The 21,473-nt window shown below is 35.3% G+C and carries 20 protein-coding genes and 1 pseudogene; 4 read left to right on the forward strand and 17 right to left on the reverse strand.

The window, feature by feature from the left end:
* Positions 1–17: 17 nt before the first annotated feature.
* The 5 genes and pseudogenes from pxpA to BM012_RS15950 all read right to left on the reverse strand — a co-directional run bounded on the left by pxpA (position 18) and on the right by BM012_RS15950 (position 4,105).
* Positions 18–779 (reverse strand): 5-oxoprolinase subunit PxpA, encoded by a 762-nt coding sequence (gene pxpA, locus BM012_RS15930; protein ID WP_061805586.1) that lies wholly within the window; start codon positions 777–779, stop codon positions 18–20.
* 597 nt (positions 780–1,376) lie between these two features.
* Positions 1,377–1,888: pseudogene (locus BM012_RS15935) on the reverse strand (DUF6584 family protein).
* Between the two features lie 102 nt (positions 1,889–1,990).
* Positions 1,991–2,392 carry a GNAT family N-acetyltransferase gene (locus tag BM012_RS15940; RefSeq protein WP_407719648.1) on the reverse strand — a complete coding sequence of 134 codons (402 nt, stop codon included), beginning with the start codon at positions 2,390–2,392 and terminating at the stop codon, positions 1,991–1,993.
* Positions 2,393–2,546: 154 nt separating this feature from the next.
* Positions 2,547–3,080 (reverse strand): hypothetical protein, encoded by a 534-nt coding sequence (locus BM012_RS15945; protein WP_061805584.1) that lies wholly within the window; start codon positions 3,078–3,080, stop codon positions 2,547–2,549.
* Between the two features lie 152 nt (positions 3,081–3,232).
* On the reverse strand, positions 3,233–4,105 hold the full coding sequence (locus BM012_RS15950) for a LysR family transcriptional regulator (protein ID WP_061805583.1): 873 nt from the start codon (positions 4,103–4,105) through the stop codon (positions 3,233–3,235).
* Positions 4,106–4,244: 139 nt separating this feature from the next.
* Here BM012_RS15950 and BM012_RS15955 point away from each other — a divergent pair, with 139 nt between their 5' ends.
* Positions 4,245–4,820, forward strand: coding sequence for a LysE family transporter (locus tag BM012_RS15955; RefSeq protein WP_061805582.1), 576 nt, complete (start codon positions 4,245–4,247; stop codon positions 4,818–4,820).
* 224 nt (positions 4,821–5,044) lie between these two features.
* Here the strand turns inward: BM012_RS15955 and BM012_RS15960 are convergent, their stop codons facing one another.
* Positions 5,045–5,482, reverse strand: a complete 438-nt coding sequence (locus BM012_RS15960; RefSeq protein WP_061805581.1) for a MarR family winged helix-turn-helix transcriptional regulator — start codon at positions 5,480–5,482, stop codon at positions 5,045–5,047.
* 182 nt (positions 5,483–5,664) lie between these two features.
* Between BM012_RS15960 and BM012_RS15965 the strand changes: the two genes are divergently transcribed.
* A complete protein-coding gene (locus BM012_RS15965; protein ID WP_061805714.1) occupies positions 5,665–6,069 on the forward strand; it encodes a CidA/LrgA family holin-like protein in 405 nt (134 codons plus the stop codon).
* Positions 6,039–6,731: an LrgB family protein gene (locus BM012_RS15970; RefSeq protein WP_061805580.1), complete on the forward strand. Its 693-nt coding sequence runs from the start codon at positions 6,039–6,041 to the stop codon at positions 6,729–6,731. Before BM012_RS15965 ends, BM012_RS15970 begins: the two co-directional genes overlap by 31 nt.
* Before the next feature lie 136 nt (positions 6,732–6,867).
* Here the strand turns inward: BM012_RS15970 and BM012_RS15975 are convergent, their stop codons facing one another.
* The 6 genes from BM012_RS15975 to BM012_RS16000 form a co-directional block, all read right to left on the reverse strand.
* Positions 6,868–7,560: a metal-dependent hydrolase gene (locus BM012_RS15975; RefSeq protein WP_061805579.1), complete on the reverse strand. Its 693-nt coding sequence runs from the start codon at positions 7,558–7,560 to the stop codon at positions 6,868–6,870.
* Positions 7,561–7,714: 154 nt separating this feature from the next.
* Positions 7,715–8,671, reverse strand: coding sequence for a nucleoside hydrolase (locus BM012_RS15980; protein ID WP_061805578.1), 957 nt, complete (start codon positions 8,669–8,671; stop codon positions 7,715–7,717).
* Positions 8,665–9,618 (reverse strand): nucleoside hydrolase, encoded by a 954-nt coding sequence (locus tag BM012_RS15985; RefSeq protein WP_061805577.1) that lies wholly within the window; start codon positions 9,616–9,618, stop codon positions 8,665–8,667. The genes BM012_RS15980 and BM012_RS15985 overlap by 7 nt, the downstream gene beginning before the upstream one ends.
* 287 nt (positions 9,619–9,905) lie before the next feature.
* A complete protein-coding gene (locus BM012_RS15990) occupies positions 9,906–11,291 on the reverse strand; it encodes an MFS transporter (protein ID WP_061805576.1) in 1,386 nt (461 codons plus the stop codon).
* Positions 11,292–11,371: 80 nt separating this feature from the next.
* The gene (locus BM012_RS15995) at positions 11,372–12,391 is read right to left on the reverse strand and encodes a quercetin 2,3-dioxygenase (RefSeq protein WP_061805575.1); all 1,020 of its coding nucleotides are present in this window, start codon (positions 12,389–12,391) and stop codon (positions 11,372–11,374) included.
* 121 nt (positions 12,392–12,512) lie between these two features.
* Entirely contained in the window at positions 12,513–13,088 is a 576-nt protein-coding gene (locus BM012_RS16000) for a TetR/AcrR family transcriptional regulator (protein WP_061805574.1), read from the reverse strand.
* A gap of 729 nt (positions 13,089–13,817) precedes the next feature.
* On the opposite strand from BM012_RS16000, the gene BM012_RS16005 reads away from it, so the two are divergent.
* The gene (locus tag BM012_RS16005; RefSeq protein WP_061805713.1) at positions 13,818–15,002 is read left to right on the forward strand and encodes a NupC/NupG family nucleoside CNT transporter; all 1,185 of its coding nucleotides are present in this window, start codon (positions 13,818–13,820) and stop codon (positions 15,000–15,002) included.
* A 125-nt stretch (positions 15,003–15,127) separates the two neighbouring features.
* Here the strand turns inward: BM012_RS16005 and BM012_RS16010 are convergent, their stop codons facing one another.
* From BM012_RS16010 to BM012_RS16030, 5 genes are all read right to left on the reverse strand, one after another.
* Positions 15,128–16,147, reverse strand: a complete 1,020-nt coding sequence (locus BM012_RS16010) for a LacI family DNA-binding transcriptional regulator (protein WP_061805573.1) — start codon at positions 16,145–16,147, stop codon at positions 15,128–15,130.
* Positions 16,148–17,020: 873 nt separating this feature from the next.
* A complete protein-coding gene (locus BM012_RS16015; RefSeq protein ID WP_061805572.1) occupies positions 17,021–17,371 on the reverse strand; it encodes a hypothetical protein in 351 nt (116 codons plus the stop codon).
* A gap of 226 nt (positions 17,372–17,597) precedes the next feature.
* Complete coding sequence (locus tag BM012_RS16020) at positions 17,598–18,926, reverse strand: family 14 glycosylhydrolase (protein ID WP_061805571.1); 1,329 nt, start codon at positions 18,924–18,926, stop codon at positions 17,598–17,600.
* A 118-nt stretch (positions 18,927–19,044) separates the two neighbouring features.
* Positions 19,045–19,830, reverse strand: a complete 786-nt coding sequence (locus BM012_RS16025) for an endonuclease/exonuclease/phosphatase family protein (protein ID WP_061805570.1) — start codon at positions 19,828–19,830, stop codon at positions 19,045–19,047.
* Between the two features lie 4 nt (positions 19,831–19,834).
* A complete protein-coding gene (locus tag BM012_RS16030) occupies positions 19,835–21,472 on the reverse strand; it encodes a PTS transporter subunit IIBC (RefSeq protein ID WP_061805569.1) in 1,638 nt (545 codons plus the stop codon).
* Position 21,473 lies beyond the last annotated feature (1 nt).

Consider the following 21,473-nt stretch of genomic DNA (forward strand, 5'->3'; position numbering starts at 1 on the left):
TTTCCCCCTATCTATACTTAGCTTGAAATCGCCTTCACTTCGATTTCAGATGTTGTTAATGATCCTTGAATACGACGAGCAAATTCTAACGCATGTGCGCCATCTCCATGAATACAAATTGTATCTGCTTGCAGTGAAACATCAACTCCTTGCTGAGACTTCACTTTTCCTTCCTTCACCATCCGAACTACTTGTGCTAAAGCTGCATCGTCATTTTCAATAAGCGCATTCTTTTCGCTTCTTGCTGTTAACGAGCCATCGCTTTGATATGTCCGATCAGCAAACACTTCACTCGCTGTACGTAATCCAATTTCTTTTCCTGCTTTAATAAGCTCACTTCCCGCTAAGCCGAATAAAATAAGGTCAGCGTTTATGTTATAAACAGCTTTCACAATTGCTTTTGATAAATTTTTATCTTTAGCTGCCATATTATAAAGTGCTCCATGTGGTTTAACATGCTGCATCCCAAGCCCTTCCGCTTTTAAAAAGCCATCTAGCGCTCCAATTTGATACACAACAATATCGTAGGCTTCTTGAGCAGTAATTGAAAGATTACGGCGACCAAATCCAATTAAATCTTGAAGACCTGGATGCGCCCCAATTTGAACGCCTTTCTGTGCAGCAAGCTCAACTGTTTTTCGCATAACGCTAGGATCTCCAGCGTGGAAACCACAAGCAACATTCACAGATGTAACAAAATCCAAAATCTCTTCGTCATTACCAATGCGATAAGCTCCAAAACTTTCCCCTAAGTCACAGTTCAAATCAACTCTATTCATCCTCTTTCCCCCTCTTCTTTTCTTATAAAATTAAAGCGCAACCAAGCTCCAGTTCGTAAAACAGAATATTCTGTTAAATACCAGTAGTTTTGTTCCGTTTTTCGGAACTGCAGTACCGTTATTTGGTCACTCTTAAATTCTAACACTAGTATGTAACATAAACAATATATATGTCAGAACATTTGACAAAGTCTATCTTTTATTATGATTTCAATTTCTATTCTTTTAGACTTTTTATTTAATTTTTGTAGTTAAAACAACTAATCATTTTTACATGTTAGATTTCCTTCTCTTATATAAGTTCGCTCTCATCTATTTAGTATTCATTATGGTCTTTATATACAAATTTATTTGTTACAATAAATAAAAAAAGAAGTTCTCTGAAAGAACTTCCGCACAAATAATTAAGAGTCAACTGATAGAACAATATTCAATTAAGTAATATTAGAACCACTGCTCGTTAACTTTACTGTACTATTTCTCCTGTTTTCATTTAATGAACTATTAGTAGCTTAAAAGGAGCCAAGATAAGCACTTTCAACTTCTTTTTATGATATTCTATGAACAGGCAAACTCACCCTGTGTTAAGGTTTTGAATTAGAAAATCCAATTGAAAACTGTATAAACTCCGATTAATGCAAGAGGATTGTTAAGATAAGGATTGAAAAGATCCCGAAAATAATTACTTTATCTATAAAAGGTTCTTGAGGTTCTTCAAGCAAACTTTCTTTCACTTTGTGTTGTATGGGGGAAGTCTCTTGCCTTAATTCTAATTTCTCAAGGATTTCACTTTCCCCTTTAAATTTTAATCCTTTCGCTATTGCGATAGGATCATTTCCCATAGATTTCTCAAATTGAAGGCATGCTTCTACCATTTCTGGTGTCTTATTTTCTTCTAGATACCAATATCCACCTGCCATATCGGTATATTTTAGCAAAAAGTAAATGTCACCTAATTTTTTACGAAGTGCCAATTCATTAGGATAGGTTGACATTAATCCATGAAGTCTGCCCCTTGCTTTCCCTAAATCGTTTTTTTCAATGTCCTCTTGTATCTTCTTAAGAGTTTTACTGGGTATTTTCTCTATTAGAAACACCTCATTTGTCATAACTTTTACCCCATTGAGCGGAGACGGTTCTATCTGAACAAAGTAGAAATGATCGCTTTCTATATCTTATTAACTATCAAATTCATTATCTTAATAAACCTATTAAAGTTTCATTTTTAATCCTTCATGTGTTGCATGAAAACCTAAATGTTTATAAAAGCGTAAAGCATCATCTCTTTTTTTATCTGTTGTTAATTGTATTAAATAACAACCACGTTCTTTTGCACGTTGAATAGCCCACTTGATAAGCTTAGTGCCTATACCTTTACTACGTACAGAAGACAAGGTTCTCACTCCTTCAATTGTAGCTCTCCATCCACCTTGATGTGTGATATATGGGGTAAAAGTAATTTGTTGGACGCCAATAACTTTATTTCCGTCAACAGCTACTACTAACTCATTATTAGGGTCATCCCTAATCGCCTGAAATGCTGTAATATAACTTTCCGGAAGTGGTTGCTCATAACGCTCACGCTTACTTCCTAAAACATCGTCAGCAAGCATGGCTACAATCTGCACTAAATCTTGTTCAGTAGCTATTCTGAACTCTAATTTCTGCTCCAATTGAGATGCCTCCTTTAGTAGTCAAGCATTTCATCACTTTTACATTATCCCACATCAGTATATAAAGTCAGTGTACTAGTGCTTAGAAAGCATATTATAGTGCTTCTTTATACATATCTGTTAACATTTCTAAGGAATGGAGCATATGCTCAATCAAATTCGGAATATCTTCCATCTGATTCTCATTTATTTTACGATTAAAATTGATTTCAATTGTATTATGAATGGTCTTTTCTCTGCCGTACTGATATTGCAAAGTCTGCTTTGGCGGGTTTTGCTGTGTCCAAATATCTCCGAGCCCTTTTTCGATTTTCGAACACTGTGCTTCTACCTTATTTCGATCTATGTCTACGTAAAAAAACAAACGGAGCGTACAGCTTGGGTTGCTGTTAGGATCTTCTAAGATCTCACTAGCAAGATCTTGTAAGGAAGCGTACAAACACACCTCTGCAGTAACCGCATGCTCATCAGAAAGCTGGAATCCTAGCCGGAATTCCTTTGCCATAATCGACATTTCCAATGTATCTGTACGAGAAACAATGGTGATTTCCTCCTCAAGATTATCAAGATCATATAGTTCGTTTTCAAATGCAACTTTTAAATTATCAAAAACAGTTGGATCGTACATCGGCAAACATTTCCTTTCAACAAGTTTCTTCCTATTATATATTACTTTTTTCGAAAGTACTTCCTGTTTTTCAAATCCTGGAAAAAAATCTTGTTAGACGATTTTTTATGAACTTTACTCTAATTCGTCTTCCTTTTTACTCATTCATTAATCTATATAGCTTCTAATGTTAACTCAATAAATTTTTCAACTGCAGGAGCCTGCCACTTCTTTGATTTGACAAGTAAGTGTGAGTAAATGGGCTCGAACTTTTCATTGTGCTTCATAACATTTAATAACCCCTGTTCAACCTCATTTTTCACTGTAACATAAGGTAATACAGCAAAACCTAAACCACTTATTACAGATTGCTTAATTGCTTCTAAACTCCACAGTTCCATTGTTTGAAATTTAGGAAGCTTATGATGAGTAAGGTACGTCTCAAACATAGAACGATAGCTGCATCCTTTTTCATTTGTAACAAAGAAATCCGTGGTTTCTTTGTTTTTATAATAATCAAAGTGTTGGTTTTTATCTGGACTGGTTATTAAAACAATTTCTTCTTTGTGTAGTCGATGATGAATACAATCATTTAGTTCTAGCTCTGGCCAAATCATGAAAGCAACGTCAACATAGCCACTCATAAGGTCCTTTTGGTTTTTCCCACAAGTTCCGTTACTCAATATGATCTTAACGTCTGGATATTTACTAGAATATTCTCTAAGAATAGGTCCTAGACGAGAAATGGTTAATGATTCAGGGGCAGCAATCTTTAACTCTCCGCTTATTGTGTTATGATTTTTCATTTGAGCTATCCGGTTATACGTTTGTAACAATTCATCAGCTAAAGGAATTAATTCTTTTCCTAAAGAGGTTAAGTTTAATTCTCGCTTAACATAAGTGAATAATTCCCCACCAATTTCCCTTTCCAGCGCTTGAATATGAGAAGTAATAGTTGACTGAGTGTACCCTAATTTTGCAGCAGCATTTGTATAACTTCCAACATCAACAATCGTTCGAAAAGTGAGAAGTTGTCTTATTTCCATCCTTCATAATCTCCTCTCATATATTCAAAAAAATGATATTAGTTATTTGTAATTTCAATTTCACTAATAGATAAATGCATATTACAATAAATCACATAACTTATTCAACTATTTTTTATTGAGAGGACAGATTAACGAAATGAATTTTACAGCATTCCTTTCCTATATCATTATTACATCAATTACACCTGGCCCAAGTAATCTTTTAATGATGAATGAAGCGAGAAGATTTGGATTTAAAAAATCTCTCCCCTTCAACATTGGCATACTTTCAGGATTTATTATTCTAGGAATTGTAACCTCATTATTAACTACAAGTCTGTACAAATGGATACCAATGATAGAACCTTATTTTAAAGTCGTTGGAGCAGTATACTTACTCTATTTAGCATGGAAGATTGCTTTTTCTAAGGGAGGAAAGGAAGAAGATATTGATAATCAGTCGTCTTTCTTTTCAGGTCTATTCTTTCAAATTCTTAATGTGAAGAGTATATTGTATTTTTTAACAGCCCTGTCAACGTTCGTACTTCCTTATAGTGGTTCAAATATCACGATCTTCTTTTTTATGTGTTTAACGATCGTAATAGGTTGTGTAGCCCTACTATTATGGGCCGTGTTCGGGGCGGCTTTTAAAAAGCTTTTTTCCAAATACAATAAAACCATAAATATAGTAATGTGTTTATTGCTCGTTTATTCCGCTATTACGATTTTCTAAAAAGCAAGCTCGTCCCTTTATAAAGGAACGAGCTTACTTTAACATTTATAATGGAATGTATTGCTAGAATAAGGCCACATAAAAAGATGAATTTCTTCATTTTGATCTTAAAGGGGCATTAAATAACAAAAATCGCTCCCTCCCATGCTTAAGATAGGATAAATTATCTTTATGTTAGGGAGTATTGATATATACGATTAAAGTTCGCTTATTCAAAACGATGTTTAATCAATAAATGCCTCGTTTAGACGTACTAAAAGCTCACCAAACAATTTTTGTTCTTCGCTAGACCAGGTTTTTAACATATCTTGATAGCGCTGTATTCTCATTCTTTTATCCGCTAAAAGCTTTTCTCTCCCCAACTCTGTAATTTGAAATAAACTTCCACGCCTATCTGAAGGATCTGAAAAACGGGAGATTAACCCTTTGGCTTCTACGGCAGAAGCTTGTCTAGATAGTGTTGAAATATCTAATTTAAAAGAATCTGCCAACGTTGTTAACCGGGCTGGTCCAAACTCTTCTAACTGCCTTAGTAATAAATAAACAGCTCGCTCTAAGTCCCCTATTTTATTTTCTGAGTTATCTTTGTAAACCGCTCGTCTTATAAAAGTTGTAAGCTCATATTCAATCTGCTCAATTGCTTTTTTGTTTTCTCTTTCCACAGAATTCCCTCCAAAAGAATAGCTCTGTTGCGGTTCTTTATTGACAAATAAAGATCTACTTGTATAATACAACTATATACTTGTATCATACAAGAAAAAAGTTGGAAAATAAAGCGAAGTTTGATTTTTATCATGTTTTGAAAGGAGGCAAGTTGTTCTTAAGGGAAGAACAACTTTTTCTTATGAAAGGAATACGCATTATCTTACAAATTACCATTTTATATGTTTTTTCAATCGTTGGAGAAGCTCTTCATCACTTTCTTCATATCCCTATTCCTGGTAGTATTATTGGTCTTATTTTGTTAATTATTTGTTTATCATACAAAATCGTTCCTGTTAAAATTGTTGAAGATGGAGCAAGTTTTTTATTGTCCTTTTTACCGTTATTATTTATCCCATCTATGGTCGGTATAATCAACTATCCATCCCTATTTTCTATTAGCGGCGGTATCTTATTTCTAATTGTTGTAATGAGTACGATTATAACGATGATTGCTGCTGGAGTTGCTAGTCAATTTATCGAAACTAAAACAAAAAAACGAAAGAAGAGAAAAGAATGCAACAAACACTTATCGCGATCAGTATAATTCTAGTAACCATTGGCGCTTACTTCGTCATGACAAAACTATACACGCGTTTTTCATACCCTATTTTTCTTCCTGTTATTACAACAACAATAACGATTGTTTTACTTCTCTTAGTTTTTCACATTTCATATGAAAATTATATGGTTGGTGGCAAATGGATTAATTCTTTGCTTGGGCCTGGCGTTGTAGCATTAGCTTATCCACTCTATAATAGCCGCAAAATTTTAATGAATAATATTTTCCCTATTTTTACTGGTGTGTTTATTGGCATGCTGTTTGGAATGGTAAGCGGACTGTTGTTTGCAGAAGCATTTGGAATTAATCGCGACTTAGTTTTATCAATTCTTCCAAAGTCCATTACAACTCCTGTAGCCATCCAAATTACGACAAGTTTAGGTGGGGTTCCTTCTATGACAGCGGTCTTTGTCATGATTGCCGGTATTTCTGGCGTTGTTATTGGGCCAGCCATTTTAAAATGGGTTCGCATCCATAGCTTTCTTGGAAAAGGGATTGCGTTCGGAAGTGCTTCACATGCGCTCGGTACTGCTAAAACATTTGAATATGGTGAATTAGCTGTTTCTATGAGTTCTGTATCTATGACACTAAGCGCTTTGCTTGGATCTATACTTGGCCCAATTGTAGTATGGATTTTCCATATTTGATGAAAAACAAGTAAATAAAAGAACGCAATGAAAACTATTTCCACTCCTTTTCCCCAAATAAAAAACACCTTTTCGTTATCTTCTATTAACGAAAAGGTGTTTTTTATTATATTCTCTAGAGATAGCCTCTATTTGATTAGAGTTCTACACTTTCTCCAATTTCAAGCACTTTCCCTTTCAGGCCACGCTCTTCCAAAGCTTTCACAAAAGCATTTCCATCTTGTACAATGACAGGAAAAGTATTGTAGTGAATAGGAATAATTAATTTAGCTTGATACCATTCAGCAGCTTGTACAGCATCTTCTGGTCCCATTGTATAATGGTCACCAATTGGTACAAACGCAATATCAATATCATGTCTGTCTCCAATCATTTTCATGTCCCCAAAGAGCCCAGTGTCTCCAGCATGAAGAATTGTTTTTCCTTCTGCTTCAACAATAAACCCACTCGGCATGCCGCCATAAAGAATATTTTTATTTTCTTCATCAATAATACCTGAGCTATGGAAAGCATGAGTCATCTTTGCTTTTGCAAACTCAAGATCTAAAGTTCCTCCAATGTTCATTCCAATTGTATTCTCTACGCCTTTCCAAGACATATAGGCAGCCAATTCTGGATTAGAAACAACTGGAGCATTATTGGCTTTAGAAATAGGTGCTGCATCTAAGATATGATCTGCATGAGCATGTGTCAAAAGAACAGCATCTGCTTTAATATCTTCAACACTCACTTTTGCTGCTTCATTTCCGCTAATAAATGGATCAATAATAAGAGCTTTCCCATTCGTTTCGATTATAATAGTTGATTGGCCATGATATGTAATTTTCATTATCCTGCCTCCTTAATTTATCTTTCTACTATATGCTGATCCTTACTTATATTTATAGTAAAATAGTTTGGCCATATTTGCCAAATAATATGTTTGGGATTCTATTCACCACTTACTAGAATTTGAAATGCTGCCCTTATTTACAACAAGAAGGTTAGTCTATTGAACGCAATACTTCAAGTAACATTTCTTTAAATGCACTTCGATCAATAGCTTCACAAACTCTTACATTTTTGGAGCGTTCTAAACGATTATTAATATCTACAAGACTGTACCCTCTTGTGAGTTCACCAACTGTTTCAACATCTACGTGATATAGATTCGACTCTGTCATAATTTCTTCGTTTGCTGCAACAGCAGCTAGTAATGTATCTGGATGAGTTGTTCCATTTAACTTATGCACGCTTTTGTTAAATTTCATAACCACTTTATTCACATCTTTGAAAAATTGCGCACCTTTTGTTGAAAGAGCTTCAATTTCACTATGGTCGTTATCATCCATAATGGAATACTTTGTACACATTTCCCAACCAACCATTGTGATAGGAATACCTGAATGAAGCACAATTTTTGCTGCTTCAGGATCCACAAAAAAATTATATTCTGCGCTTGGTGTAATATTTCCTAATGCATTGTTTGTACCACCCATAATGTACAAATGAGGAATTTTAGGAACGATAGCTGGATCTTTTTTTATTGCCATTGCAATATTTGTTAACGGCGCAATCGCTAATAAATGAATTTCACCTGGATTTTCGTGAATGGTTTCAATAAGAAAATCTACCGCATGTCCTTCCTCAGGAGACTGGATTGCTTTTTCAAAAAATGAATCTCCCATGCCATCTTTTCCATGCACATCTTCAACTGTTCGATGCTGGCTTTCACCAAATCCCATTATTGGGCCTTCATGTCCTTTATAAACAGGGACCTTTCCGCTTTTTCCCCCAACTTGAATGGTGTAAAGTGCGTTTTCAACTTGTTGATGAAATTGAACGTTACCACCCGTTATCATAATTCCTTCAACTTTAAAATAATGAAGAGCCATTAAAATTGAAATTGTATCATCACCGGCTGTATCTGTATCAATAATAACTCGTTTCTTCTCTAGCATGGAACCTCCTCCATCACTTTCTTTGCTAATTCTGTTATGTATTCGAAGAAAGCATCGCGATCAACGTCATATACTACATTTACAGGTCGTCCATCAGAAGTTTCAACTGTCCGCCCTTGGCTTGGTCCATCTCTATGTACAATGCTGTTAATTCGCTCCACTTTCACAAGCTCAGGATTACCAACAAACGCAGTTGTTAACACATCCCACAGATAATAAGTCGAGTTTGTTGAAAAATGAACAAGTGGTGGCACCATTGCGTAGCACTGACCAAGGAAATCAACACCAAGATGTTTACGCTCCGCTGCCCAGCGCTCACGTACATCTAAAGTCAGTGGTACTTGATTTGTACTTTCAAGTGCTACTAAATCAATCTCTATACCGCTGTCCCAAACGCGTCCAGCTGCTTCAGGGTCCCAAAATACGTTCCATTCTGCTGTTCCATCATGTTCAGGCTCATGAACATTGCCCTCTTCACGAAACGTTCCGCCCATCCAAACAAGGCGTTCAATTTTCTCCTCAATTTCAGGTGCTTCGTCTAATGCACGAGCAAGGTCTGTTAGTGGCCCTGTAAATAGCAACGTTGTCTTTTCTTCAGTTGCATAAAGTGTTTCTATTAGATGAAGGTGTGCCGGTTTATCAGCTACTTTTGTTATCACTTTCCCAGATTCGTTTAAGATAGGTAGAGCGTCAACATAAAATGCGTGCATACGCCAGTCTTTTGGAAAAGGATTTTTCCCGCGCGAATTTGACTCAGCTACACTTAGATTACCGTCACCAAAACGGTCAACTATTTTACGACTTGCAAACATCGCAGGTTCTAAATAACAATCTGCTGGAATAACAGAAACACCTGTAAGTTTAACATTCTCCATCTGTAGTAATAAAAATAATGATACTAAATCATCGACACCGCCATCATGATTAAAGTATATTTTCTTTTTCATCTCATCTTCATCCCCTTTTATAAACTCTTTAAATAATCCTAACTTTATAAACGTATAATGTATCATTAAATTATGTCAATATATTTTCAGAAAATATTATAAATAAAAAGCCATGAATTTATTATCCATAGCAAAAAGCTTTTAAGGGATATGCCCTTTAAAAGCTTTTTGTTTTACAATACTCCGACCAAAACGATATTTCTATAATTAATTACTATGATCTCTTCTTTTTCTCGATCGTTAACACTATTGTTGTATAAAAATTTGTTTACTCTTTTGATTCCTGATTACTTTTCATAGCCTTCTGATCTTTGTTTCTTAAAGTTACTATTATAAATAAGCGTAACCATAACAATTAAGACTGTCAGAACAGCATAAATATTACTGTAGTTCAAGCTATTATGTTCTAGTAAAAATGGATTGAGTTGAAGACTTGTATCTTTAATTTCTAGTGCTTTACTAATTAATGTTGTTGCCGTTGCTCCAGCAATAAAGTTCATCATCATGAAAATCCCCATGCCTACTCCTGCTTGTTCTTTTGGAAGGGAACGCGACACAGTGTTCCCTAGTGCAATTTGAATGAATGTTTGGCCAACATAAGCAAGAAGAAGCACCATCATAATTAAATATGGAGATGAGCCTGCAATAATGGATAAAATTCCATAGCCTAAAAAAAAGCATAATAGAGCTGTATATGCAACAAATCCATTTCCTTTCTGATCGGCTAACTTACCTCCTTTTCTCCCTAGTAGAGCAGCCAAAACAGCTCCAGGAAACATAACAAGCCCACTTAATAATGGAGATAAGCCATTGATTCCTTGAAGTAATAAAGGAGTGAGGTATGGAATACCAAAGCCAATTCCTGAACTTAAAGCTGAAACTAGAAGTCCTGCTGAAAAGCTTCTATTCTTAAATAATGAACCTTGGATAAATGGATTTTCCGTTGTACGAATTCGCCAAAGAAATAAAGCAAAAAAAACAATTCCAATAAACGCAAGCAATAAAGATCCTTGTGTAATGGCCAGAAGAAGAAAAGCAAGCGTTCCTGCCAGTAAAAAGGCTCCGATTAGATCTGTCTTACTTTTTATTTTTTCTTCCTCACTGTCTAAGAAGCTTCGAAAGAATGGTAGTGCAATAAGAATAAGAAGCGAAATTATAAAAAGATAATGCCAGCTTATAAAGTTTGTAACAAGCCCTGCGACAATAGGTCCGACAGCTGTTCCAAACGCTGTTGCGGATGATGTAATTCCTAATGCTCTTCCCCTTGTTTCAGGTGTAAAATAGCGAGTTGGGATAATCATTGATGTAGCTGGCATAACAGAAGCACCTATAGCTTGCAAGATACGGCCCGCTAAAACAAACCAAAAACTTGGAGCTAAAAATCCAATTAATGACCCAACGGCAAAAATAAGTAATCCAACGGTTAATAAATTTTTCAGTTCATACTTGTCAGCAAGCTTTCCAAACATAACAGATCCAATCGCATATACAACAATATAACCTGTTACAATCCAGCCTGCTTGTGATGGCTGAAGGTGAAATTCCGCTGTAATCGTTGGAAGGGCAATATTAAACATCGTTGAGTTCATGACTGAAATAACCATTGCAAAGGCTAAAATTAAAATAAGTTTTCTTTTCCGACTTTCATTTTTTTCCAGAATAGTTTCATTCATTAATTTTCCCTCTTTCTAATTTAGAACAAAGTTTAATTAAATAAGGTTAGAGAGAACTTTCTCTCTAACCTTTATCAGTTTTATTTGTTCTCTTGATTCGCCATCTTCAAATCAAGATTATGGATATTTGCAACTACCCGATCAAAACGAAGTGGTTGAGGTTCAGCCGGGAAAATATGAGCTTCGTACTTATCACCTAAAGTACGGAAGAATGGTTCAAACAGGCCTGATACAAGCACTCCTACCATTTTTGTATATGGAGAATCTAAACGATATGAATGAACAGTATGAGCTGGAACGTGTAAGAAGTCTCCAGGATTCAACTGAATTTCCTCTCCATTTGCCCACATTGTCATTTGACCTTCTAAACAATAAAATGTTTCTGTATGATGTTCATGATAATGATCAACAATACGATCGCCTTTTGGTCCTTCAGATGAAACAACGATAAATTGTCCATCTGTATTCGTTTGTGCCGCAACGATACGATGAAGCTGGTCACCTGTTAGAAGACGATCACCTTCCCCAGATTCAAGGACATATGGAACAACTTCATCAGGTCGTGTTACATTTGTAATAAGTTTTGCTTCCCCCTCTATGCTCTGTTCGTTTGATACAAACTCAATATCTGAAGTAGCTGCACTTTGCAAGAAACGCTCATATGCTAATTCTTCTCCATATGGAGGATGTTCCACATGCTCATAAGGTGTACCAATTTCAGCATAGAAGTTCGCCACATTTCCTTTCATTGTATATGAAACAAGACGAGTGCGATGACTTTGCATTATATAGCTGTGAGTTGTGCCTGCTGGAATTTGAGCATAATCTCCTGATATAAGAAGATGTTTTTCTCCATTAAGGATAAGTTCTACTTTTCCATCTAACACAAGAATGCCTTCATGTGTTTCTTTATGAAGATGAGGAGGAAAAGCATCTCCTTTGCCACCTGCAAGTAAGACAATTTCAAACATATCGCCTGTGCTTTTTCCATTTGCCATGATTGTAGCTACTTGACGTCCAAAGAGATAGCGTGGCCCCTCTCCATTTCGTAATAAATAAGGTACTTTTTCTTTCGGTAATTTACTTGTTAATGTTGCCATTATATTTCCCCCTCTGTATTAGACCGATCTATATAATTATATCTAAGATAGACCAATCTATATAATTTTGTGTACCGACCGGTCTACAATTTTTGATTATAAAACAAAGAGTAACAATATGCTACCCTTTTTTTCGTAAAATATATGGGATTTGATTTGAAATACGAAGAAGCGGTTCTTTATCTTTGTGTGCTAGCGAAAACATAATGCCGCCTTCAATCATCGAGTTGATCGTCATTCCAAGCTCTTCTGCTTCTTCCTTTTCATATCCATATTGCATTAATTTATCAGCAAAAATATCAGCCCAATTTTTAAAAACTTCCACACATGTACATCGCAAAGGTTCACTAATTAGAGCTGTTTCACTTGCTAATAGTCCAACAGGAATTCCTTCAATATGTTCCGGATCGTTAAATTGGTTAGCTGTTACACTTATAAAATGTTGAATAGCTTTAACAGGATCTAAGCTTTTTGCCATGCTCTCTTTTATTTGTTTTTCAATATATTCACCTGTATATTTTACAGCTTCAATTGCTAGCTCCTCTTTTCCATTAGGAAAGTGATAATAAACAGAGCCTCGAGGTGATCCACTTTCTTTTATAATTTGATTCAACCCTGTTGCATGATATCCTTGCAGTTGAAAAAGATATGCTGCTGTTTGAATAATTCGTTCTCTTGCTTCACCTTTCACTTTCATCAAACTTCCTCCTACCCATTATGAAGACCAATCGGTTTAAGTATAGAAAACGAACGTTCAAAAGTCAAAAACTACTCGTAATCGTTAAATGTTATATTTTCCTACATATTTTAAACACCAGTTTTATCCTTTATCTCCCCTCGCTTTCAAAAAAGGCTTTTTCCTCTTCTGTCAAAATAAGCTACTCTTTTAAAAGGTGATTTCCCTTAATTGTTTCTCTTATCCAATTTTCTTTGTATATTATACCTCTTTTATAAATATTTTGAGCACACTTTTCCTCTACCCTCAAAAAATGCTATCTCCATATTAACTCAAGTAAGAAGAAAGGAACTTTTCCTCTCTTACACATTTGCCTCTCAAACAGAGGAATTTATAAAATTCTCTCTTATAAATTATTGTAGAATCATTTTCATTAATATACAATATGATAGATAAAACGCAAAGAGCTTCCATATATCTCTTATAGACTCAAATATGAGATACTTCGATATCCTTTTTCAACTGACTTTCCTTCCCGTTAAAAAAGGAGTTCTCTTTATTTTCTACTTGATTGGCTTTTCCGAAATAAAAGTTGAAACTTACGAAGCTTTATCTCTTCTATTCAGCATAAAGAAAGTTTTTTACTATATTGGAGAATGTATTTAGTGAACTTAAAAAGAAGATGTTGATTTGTCCTATTTGCTCTACAAAGTGAATGGTTCTCTTTTTGCAAAACTTACGGAGGGATATATGAAATATTTAGTAGGGACTTTAGGTCTCCTTATTGTATTCGGACTAGCTTTTTTAATAAGTAAAGACCGGAAAGAAATTAAATATAAGCCACTTTTTGTCATGGTCATTTTACAACTTTTGTTGGCGATTGTGCTTCTTAATACAAAGTTTGGATTTGTTGTTATTGATGCGATTGCCACAACATTTTCAACGCTATTAGATTACGCCAGCGCAGGGATTGCTTTTGTTTTCGGTGGCATTGCAAATGACGGAGAAGCTCCCTTTTTCTTAACTGTTCTTCTTCCCATTGTGTTCATTTCAGCTTTAATCGGAATCCTGCAGCATATTAAAGTTCTTCCGTTCGTCATGAAATGGATTGGACTTGGACTTAGTAAAATTAATGGCATGGGAAAACTTGAATCTTACAATGCCGTTGCTTCAGCAATTGTTGGGCAATCAGAAGTATTTATTACAGTTAAAAAGCAGCTTGATAAATTACCTCCACATCGACTTTACACACTTTGCACGTCCGCAATGTCGACAGTTTCAATGTCAATCGTTGGAGCATATATGACAATGATTGAACCTAAATATGTTGTAACAGCCATTGTCTTGAACTTGTTTGGTGGTTTTATGATTGCTTCAATTATTAACCCATATAAAGTATCACCTGAAACAGACCTTTTAGAAGCGGATCAAGACGAAGAAAAGCAAACGTTTTTTGAGATGCTAGGTGAGTATATTTTAGATGGATTTAAAGTAGCGGTTATTGTGGGCGCTATGCTTATTGGATTTGTCGCCCTAATGGAAGGAATTGACAGCTTCTTTAAAATGATTTTTGGCGTTACATTCCAACATTTGCTTGGCTATGTTTTTGCTCCATTTGCCTTTATAATGGGGATTCCTGCATCTGAGGTGGTTTCAGCTGGAGGGATTATGGCAACAAAGATGGTAACAAATGAATTTGTTGCCATGATGAACTTATCTGAAATGGCGTCTGAGTTTAGTCCAAGAACGCTAGGCATTGTCTCTGTGTTTTTAGTTTCATTTGCTAACTTTTCTTCAATCGGAATTTTATCCGGAGCTGTTAAAGGACTAAGTGAAAAACAAGGAAACGTTGTAGCTCGTTTTGGGCTTCGCTTACTATACGGAGCTGTTCTTGTTAGTTTCTTATCAGCCATTATTGTCAGCTTCATTTTATAGCCTATAAAAAAGAACTTCATATGAAGTTCTTTTTTAGTTCAGTACTTTTTATCATGTAATCTCTAAGTTTTCTTTTCCTATTTTATAAATTGTATATTTTAATTCTTGTTGGCTTTAAAATAATGCTAATGAACATCAGTAGAATGCCGCTTAATAATCTGATGTTCAACAGTAATCTTCTTACGTTCTTTTGAAGATGTTGCAAGCTGTTTTAACAAACAATCTGCAGCTTCATATCCTAATTTGTAGATGTTGATATCAACAGATGTTAAAGAAGGTGTTGAAACTTCCGCAAGCAAGAGATTGTTGAAACTTATCACAGAAACGTCTTTTGGAACAGAAATCTCTAGTTCAGCTAAAATATAAAGTACTTTAAGCGCTACAAAATCATCTGCAACAACTAGAGCTGTTGGACAGGCTTCTAAACTCATAAGATATACAATCGCTTTTTTCATTTCTTCTTCTGTTAGCTCTTCATGAACAATATAATGACTACTTAATGAAATTCCTTTCTGTTGGAGAGCTTTTTTATAGCCTAGTAAGCGATCGTTTGTAAACATAAAGCTTATATCTCCGCCAATAAAGCCAATACGCTCATGACCGAGTTCAAGCAAGTAATTTGTAGCTTCTTTGCCTGCTTTGTAATTATCATTATCAATATATGTAATTTCTTCTTCATTTTGAAACGGCTTGCCAATTACCGTAAACGGAAATTTAACATCTAAAAGATAATCAATAATCTGATCGTCCTCTCGTGAATAAAGCATCACAATCCCATCAACCCGTCTTCCTTGTACCATACCAACAACAGCTTCATAAATTTCTTTTTCTGTTACTCCTGTTGAAATGAGTAGTGCATACTTTTCCTCATGTGCTTTCGTACTAATGCCCCGCAACACTTCAGGAAAAAAAGGATTTTGAAACGCCTTTTCAGCAGAACTTGGCATCACAAGACCAAGCGTTTTGGTTGAGCTATTCGCAAGACTTCTTGCGTTCAGATTAGGATGATAACCTAATTCCTCCATTGCTTCCCTTACCCGTCTTTTTGTTTTTTCACTTATTCTTGTATTGTTTGCAATAACTCTTGAAACCGTTGATGGTGCTACATTGGCTAGTTTTGCTACATCCTTAATCGTGACTGCCATAATCCTTCCTCCTGATCTCTCTTCTACATATTATTGTAAACGAAATGCTCTTGCTTTTTGTAGTTATTTTTGATTCTTTTCCTATGAATGCTTGAGAATTTTTCAAAAAGAACGTTTTAGTTTTTCCCCATCATTTATGAGTGAATGGAGAAAGTGTGCCTTTTTTAGGCAGACCCTTTCCATAAATAAAGAATGTAACGCTTATCTACAGTTTTTTCGTGAAACCCTCTTCATTCATTGTATTCAGAGCATATTTCCTTAATATCGCTGATGGTCATCAACTTTTTCAATAGTATTTGCTAAGCTTCCTTGGAACTTTGTATTACTCGGTCGTCACTCATCTCATGGAATAAATTGCAAGGATAGTATATATGCAGTATTCTGCCTAATTTGATGTTTCTAAACCGTTCACTTCTTCCTTTTCCAATTGCATGCTATAACTTATAGACACTACAAAAAAGCCTTATATTTAGACATGAAGCTTTTCATAATACTTACACTGTTACATTGAGAAAGCTCCGTTCATTTATCTATTCAAAATTTTAATAGGTCCTATTTAATACACAAAATATAAAACATACAACTAGCACAGTCACACAGGCAGCTTAAAAAAAGTCTAATATATATATAGTAAATCTTTAAGAGAGAAGTATATTCTTTGTCCTCAAATTATAAAAGAAGACGTTATTGCTGTCCTTATTGTTGTTCAAATCCTTGTTGTTAACCAATTCCATGTTTTAAAGCACCTAACACTTACGAAACTAATTTACGTAAAATATCTTATAATACGCAAAAGCCGCTGGACACAAAGATTCCCACGGCCTTCTACATAATGATATACCCTATTAGCACCTTGAAAACTTAGCTTACCTTTTAATAATATCTATCTTTCTTAACGCCATGATGTTTTCTTTCAAAATAATATTTATCTTCGTGTTTATCTTCCTTACAACATCTGTCTTTCTTATCATCATGATGTTTTTTTTCAAAATAATATTTATCTTCTTGATAATATCTATCTTTCTTATTACATTTACCAAACATAAATTCATCCCAGTTCATATCATGTTTTCTTTCAAAATAATATTTATCTTCGTGTTTATCTTCTTTACAACATCTGTCTTTCTTATCATCATGATGTTTTCTTTTAACATAATATTTATCTTCTTGATAATATCTATCTTTCTTATTACACTTACCAAACATAAATTCATCCCAGTTCATAAGTTATCACTCCTAAAGTGAAAAATGATTTTCAATGTATTATACGTTTTTTAAAAAAATATGCTTGTACGAATAACTATTTTTAAGCATTGCCCTCTTCAGAGATAATTTAGAGATAAGCTCATATCAATGAACCCTTCTATCCTACTTCTTCATGTAGGATAGAAGGGTTCTTCCATTATTCATATCTTTAAAATCATCTTTCTCTTGATTTAAGGGAAGAAAATCATGGTGAAGTTAAGTAATGAATCATCATATTAAATTCATTTGTACGAGTTCCTTCGCTATCAAACAAATAATCCATTCTTAACAATGTAAACCCATCAAACCTATTAGTGGAAATTTTTTCCGCCGCATTTTTAAACCCCCACTCATTTCCTGTTAAAGCGAGAGCATTTTCTCCATTTAACGAAATTCCTCGTTCCTTTGCTAGATTAGCAATTTGAACAACTAATGTTTCAGGAGCACTATAGTAAGGAGATTCGTATGCTTGATTATCCTTCATCTCTAGGCATGTAAAAGTAAGGGCTAAGCGCGATGCTTTAAATTGATCAAGCAATTTAGCATAGTTATAGTATCCTGCACTATATTCAGCAGAGTGTGGCATAACAGGATCGTTCATCTTCCAATGAACACCTGAAATTTTAGCTCCAATTGGAACGTTAAAAAGAGGATCAAATCGCTTATGAGCAGTTTTCGCTATTTTTGATAAGTGTTGTTCAAGAACTCCTTGATACCACATCATAAAATCTTTTCCATATTGGGAATGATAGACTTCACCAGTTGTGAAAAAAGCATCCCTATTATTTGGTGGCTCTATATCTTCCCAACTTCTTAGTTTCTTTCCCCAAGCATCGTTCACATTTTTTATCGTAGCATACTTTTTACGCATTGCTTGTTGAAAATCTCGTCCCGCTCCTTCTGAATAGGCTTGAAGCTTCCCTCGTTCAGGATATTCCCAGCTGTCCCCACCTTGATATGAAGGATATCTTATTTCACCTGCAGGTCCTCCGCTTAGATAGATTTTTACGATAAGCTCTCTTTTATCTGCAAAATGACGTGCGAATGATTTATACAATTCATCATATTGCTTTTCCGTTCCTTTCCACCATGGTGCAAGAGCTTCTTGATTGATATAGCCGCTTTCACTTTTAAAAGCCATGTTTTCTAGTTTGTCTTTATTCCACAACCACGTTGGAATAGGATAATCACATTGATCTCCAACATTTCCCCCACATTGATGAGTAGATAAAATAGGAACCCATTTTAATCCAGAAGCTTCAACAACTTCAGCATACTTTCTATAATAACTCCAATCAAACTGATTATCTCCTTCTCCTTCAACAAGCCCCCACCATATATCTGTTGTTAAAGCATATACGCCATTTGCCTTTAATTGATCTAACTTTTTCTTAAAGTCTTCCCAATCTGTAATCTTTTTTAAAGGAGCCATAACATATAGCTTATAATTTTCGTTAGTTCCAGCTTGTGCTGGAGAAAGAAAAGCGGTAAAAACGAGTGAAAGAGCTAAGAAAACACACCATAATTTTTTCATTGATCAAACTCTCCTTTTTTAGTGTAGTGGAAAACTAGATTATGAATCCAATAAGAAAAAACACAAGCCATCCCCTTTAACAGGAACCTTCACTTGTGTTTTCTCTGTGCTGAACCGTTTACATTTTTACTTCCACTCCAAAATGATCAGATACAATAGGTTGCTCTGTTCCGTTAAAAACCGTTTTTGAACAGCGCGGTTGAATTGAAACGTTCGAAAGAATAAGATCAAGACGGAGGTTTTGTGTATTTTGACTCCACCCATCTATTTTTCCCTCTACTGTTATTCCATGATCCTTTTCTTCTGCCTGATTGTACAGGTCGTAAAGTCCCTGACTTAGTAAGTAATCATAGCCTTCTCCTTTTATACTCGCATCATTGTTGAAGTCTCCCATTAAATAAAAAACTTTCTCTCTTTTAACATTTGCAAGAAGGGTATCAACTTGAGACTGAAATGGCTCTTCTTCATCATCCCACCAACCGAGATGACAGGAATAAAACGCTACGTTTTCGCCGTTATAAGAGATGCGAGCTCCAACCACTTTTCTTGTTTTCCAGAAATTCTGGTCTTCACTTTTAGAAATGAAAAAGGAAAACCATTCCTTAACAGGATGTCTTGTAAGAAGAACTACGCCTTCCTCAAATACGCTGTAACCAATATGAGAAAGATCCCATATAAATTCGTAGTGTTTCTTTCCTATTCTTTCAAGCTCTTTTTTCAATAAAAAAGCATAGTTGTCTTCTCTTACATTTTCATAGATGAATGCTGAGTCTTTATGCTGACTGACTTCTTGGAGAGCAATCACATCATACTCTTCATTGCTAATTTTTTTAGCGAGTAGGGCTAGTTTATCTAACTGATTGTCTTCTTGCCATGAATGACAATTTAATGTAAGCAGCTTCATCCTGTTATGCTCCTAACACATCTTGAATGTCTGATTTCAATACATCTGCTTTTGGTCCATAAATAGCTTGAACACCTTTATCTTTTAGAATAAGACCAAGTGCCCCGTTCTTCTTCCATTCTTGTTCATCTGCTACAAGGTTTGTATCTTTTACTGTTACTCGTAAACGCGTCATACAAGCATCAACTTCTTCAATATTCCCTTGCCCTCCTAAAAGGCCAATAATAACAGGTGCAAGTGAATCGTTTTTGACAGAAGTGCTTTCCTTTCCTTCCTGTTCTTCTTCAATATAGTTTCCGTTGCGTCCTGGTGTTGGGAAGTTAAATCGTTTAATCATAAAGTTTGCAACAGCAAAGTTTAATCCAAAGAAAACAAGGCAGGCTAGAACAAAGTTGAGTAAATCGAGCCATAATCCTGCTTTCACAATCATTGGTGTTCGCGTAATAAGTTCGATAACCCCAAATGCATGAACACGGACATCAATGATGTCAACCACTGCAAATGCAAGTCCTGTCATAATAGCATAGATAATATAAAGAATTGGTGCTGCAAACATAAACATAAATTCAATTGGTTCTGTTACTCCTGTTAAAAATACAGCTAATCCAGCAGATAAAAACATTGATTTATATTTTGAGCGTTTCTCACGATCAACATTTCGGTACATTGCAAGTGCAATTCCGATTAATGCTGCGCACGATAAAATCATCTGTCCAACTTTAAAGCGGGCAGGCGTTACATCATTTAATAATGCTTTATAGCTTTCTGTATCTCCTGCTGAAAGGAAGTTATTTAAGTCTCCAACCCACGCAAGCCATAATGGATCTTGCCCTGCAACAATTGAATCTGCTCCAGGACCCGTTAAAATTTTATATGTTCCTCCAAGTTCTGTATAGTTCACTGGAACTGTTAACATATGGTGAAGTCCAAATGGAAGTAGGAGTCGTTCTAATGCCCCAAAAACAAACGGAGCTAGAATTGGCGCACTATCACGAGAAGTTGCAATCCATTGTCCAAAGCTGTTTAATGACCCTTGAATAAATGGCCATATAATAGAGAGAATAAGAGCGGTTATAACAGAACCTGCAATAACAACAAATGGTACGAATCGTTTTCCATTAAAGAATGAGAGCGAATTTGGAAGTTTATCATAGTTATAATATTTATTAAAAAGATTAGCACCTAAAAATCCAGCAATAATTCCAACGAAAACTCCCATGTTTAGCGCTGGTGCGCCTAAAATAGATGTGAAGTAATCTTTTACAATAAGCTCTTGCCCAAACAAGGATTGAACAGTTGCATTAGGATCTGTAAGCATCTCACTTTTCACACCAAAGATTGCCCCTGTGATTCGGTTCATTAAAATGAATGCGATTAAAGCAGCAAACGCTCCTCCCGCACGTTCCTTTGCCCATGATCCCCCAATTGCAACAGCAAATAAAACATGAAGGTTATTAATAATCCCCCAACCGATATCCTCCATAACAAGGGCAATCGTTTGCACCAAAGAGATCTCTGCGCCCATCATTCCTACAAGCTTTCCAAGTGATATCATAATACCCGCTGCAGGCATGACCGCTACAACAACTAATAATGCCTTTCCAAACTTTTGCCAAAAGTCAAATGAAAGAAACTTCTTCATC

It is taken from the genome of Priestia endophytica DSM 13796 (genome assembly GCF_900115845.1).
GTDB lineage: Bacteria > Bacillota > Bacilli > Bacillales > Bacillaceae_H > Bacillus_I > Bacillus_I endophytica.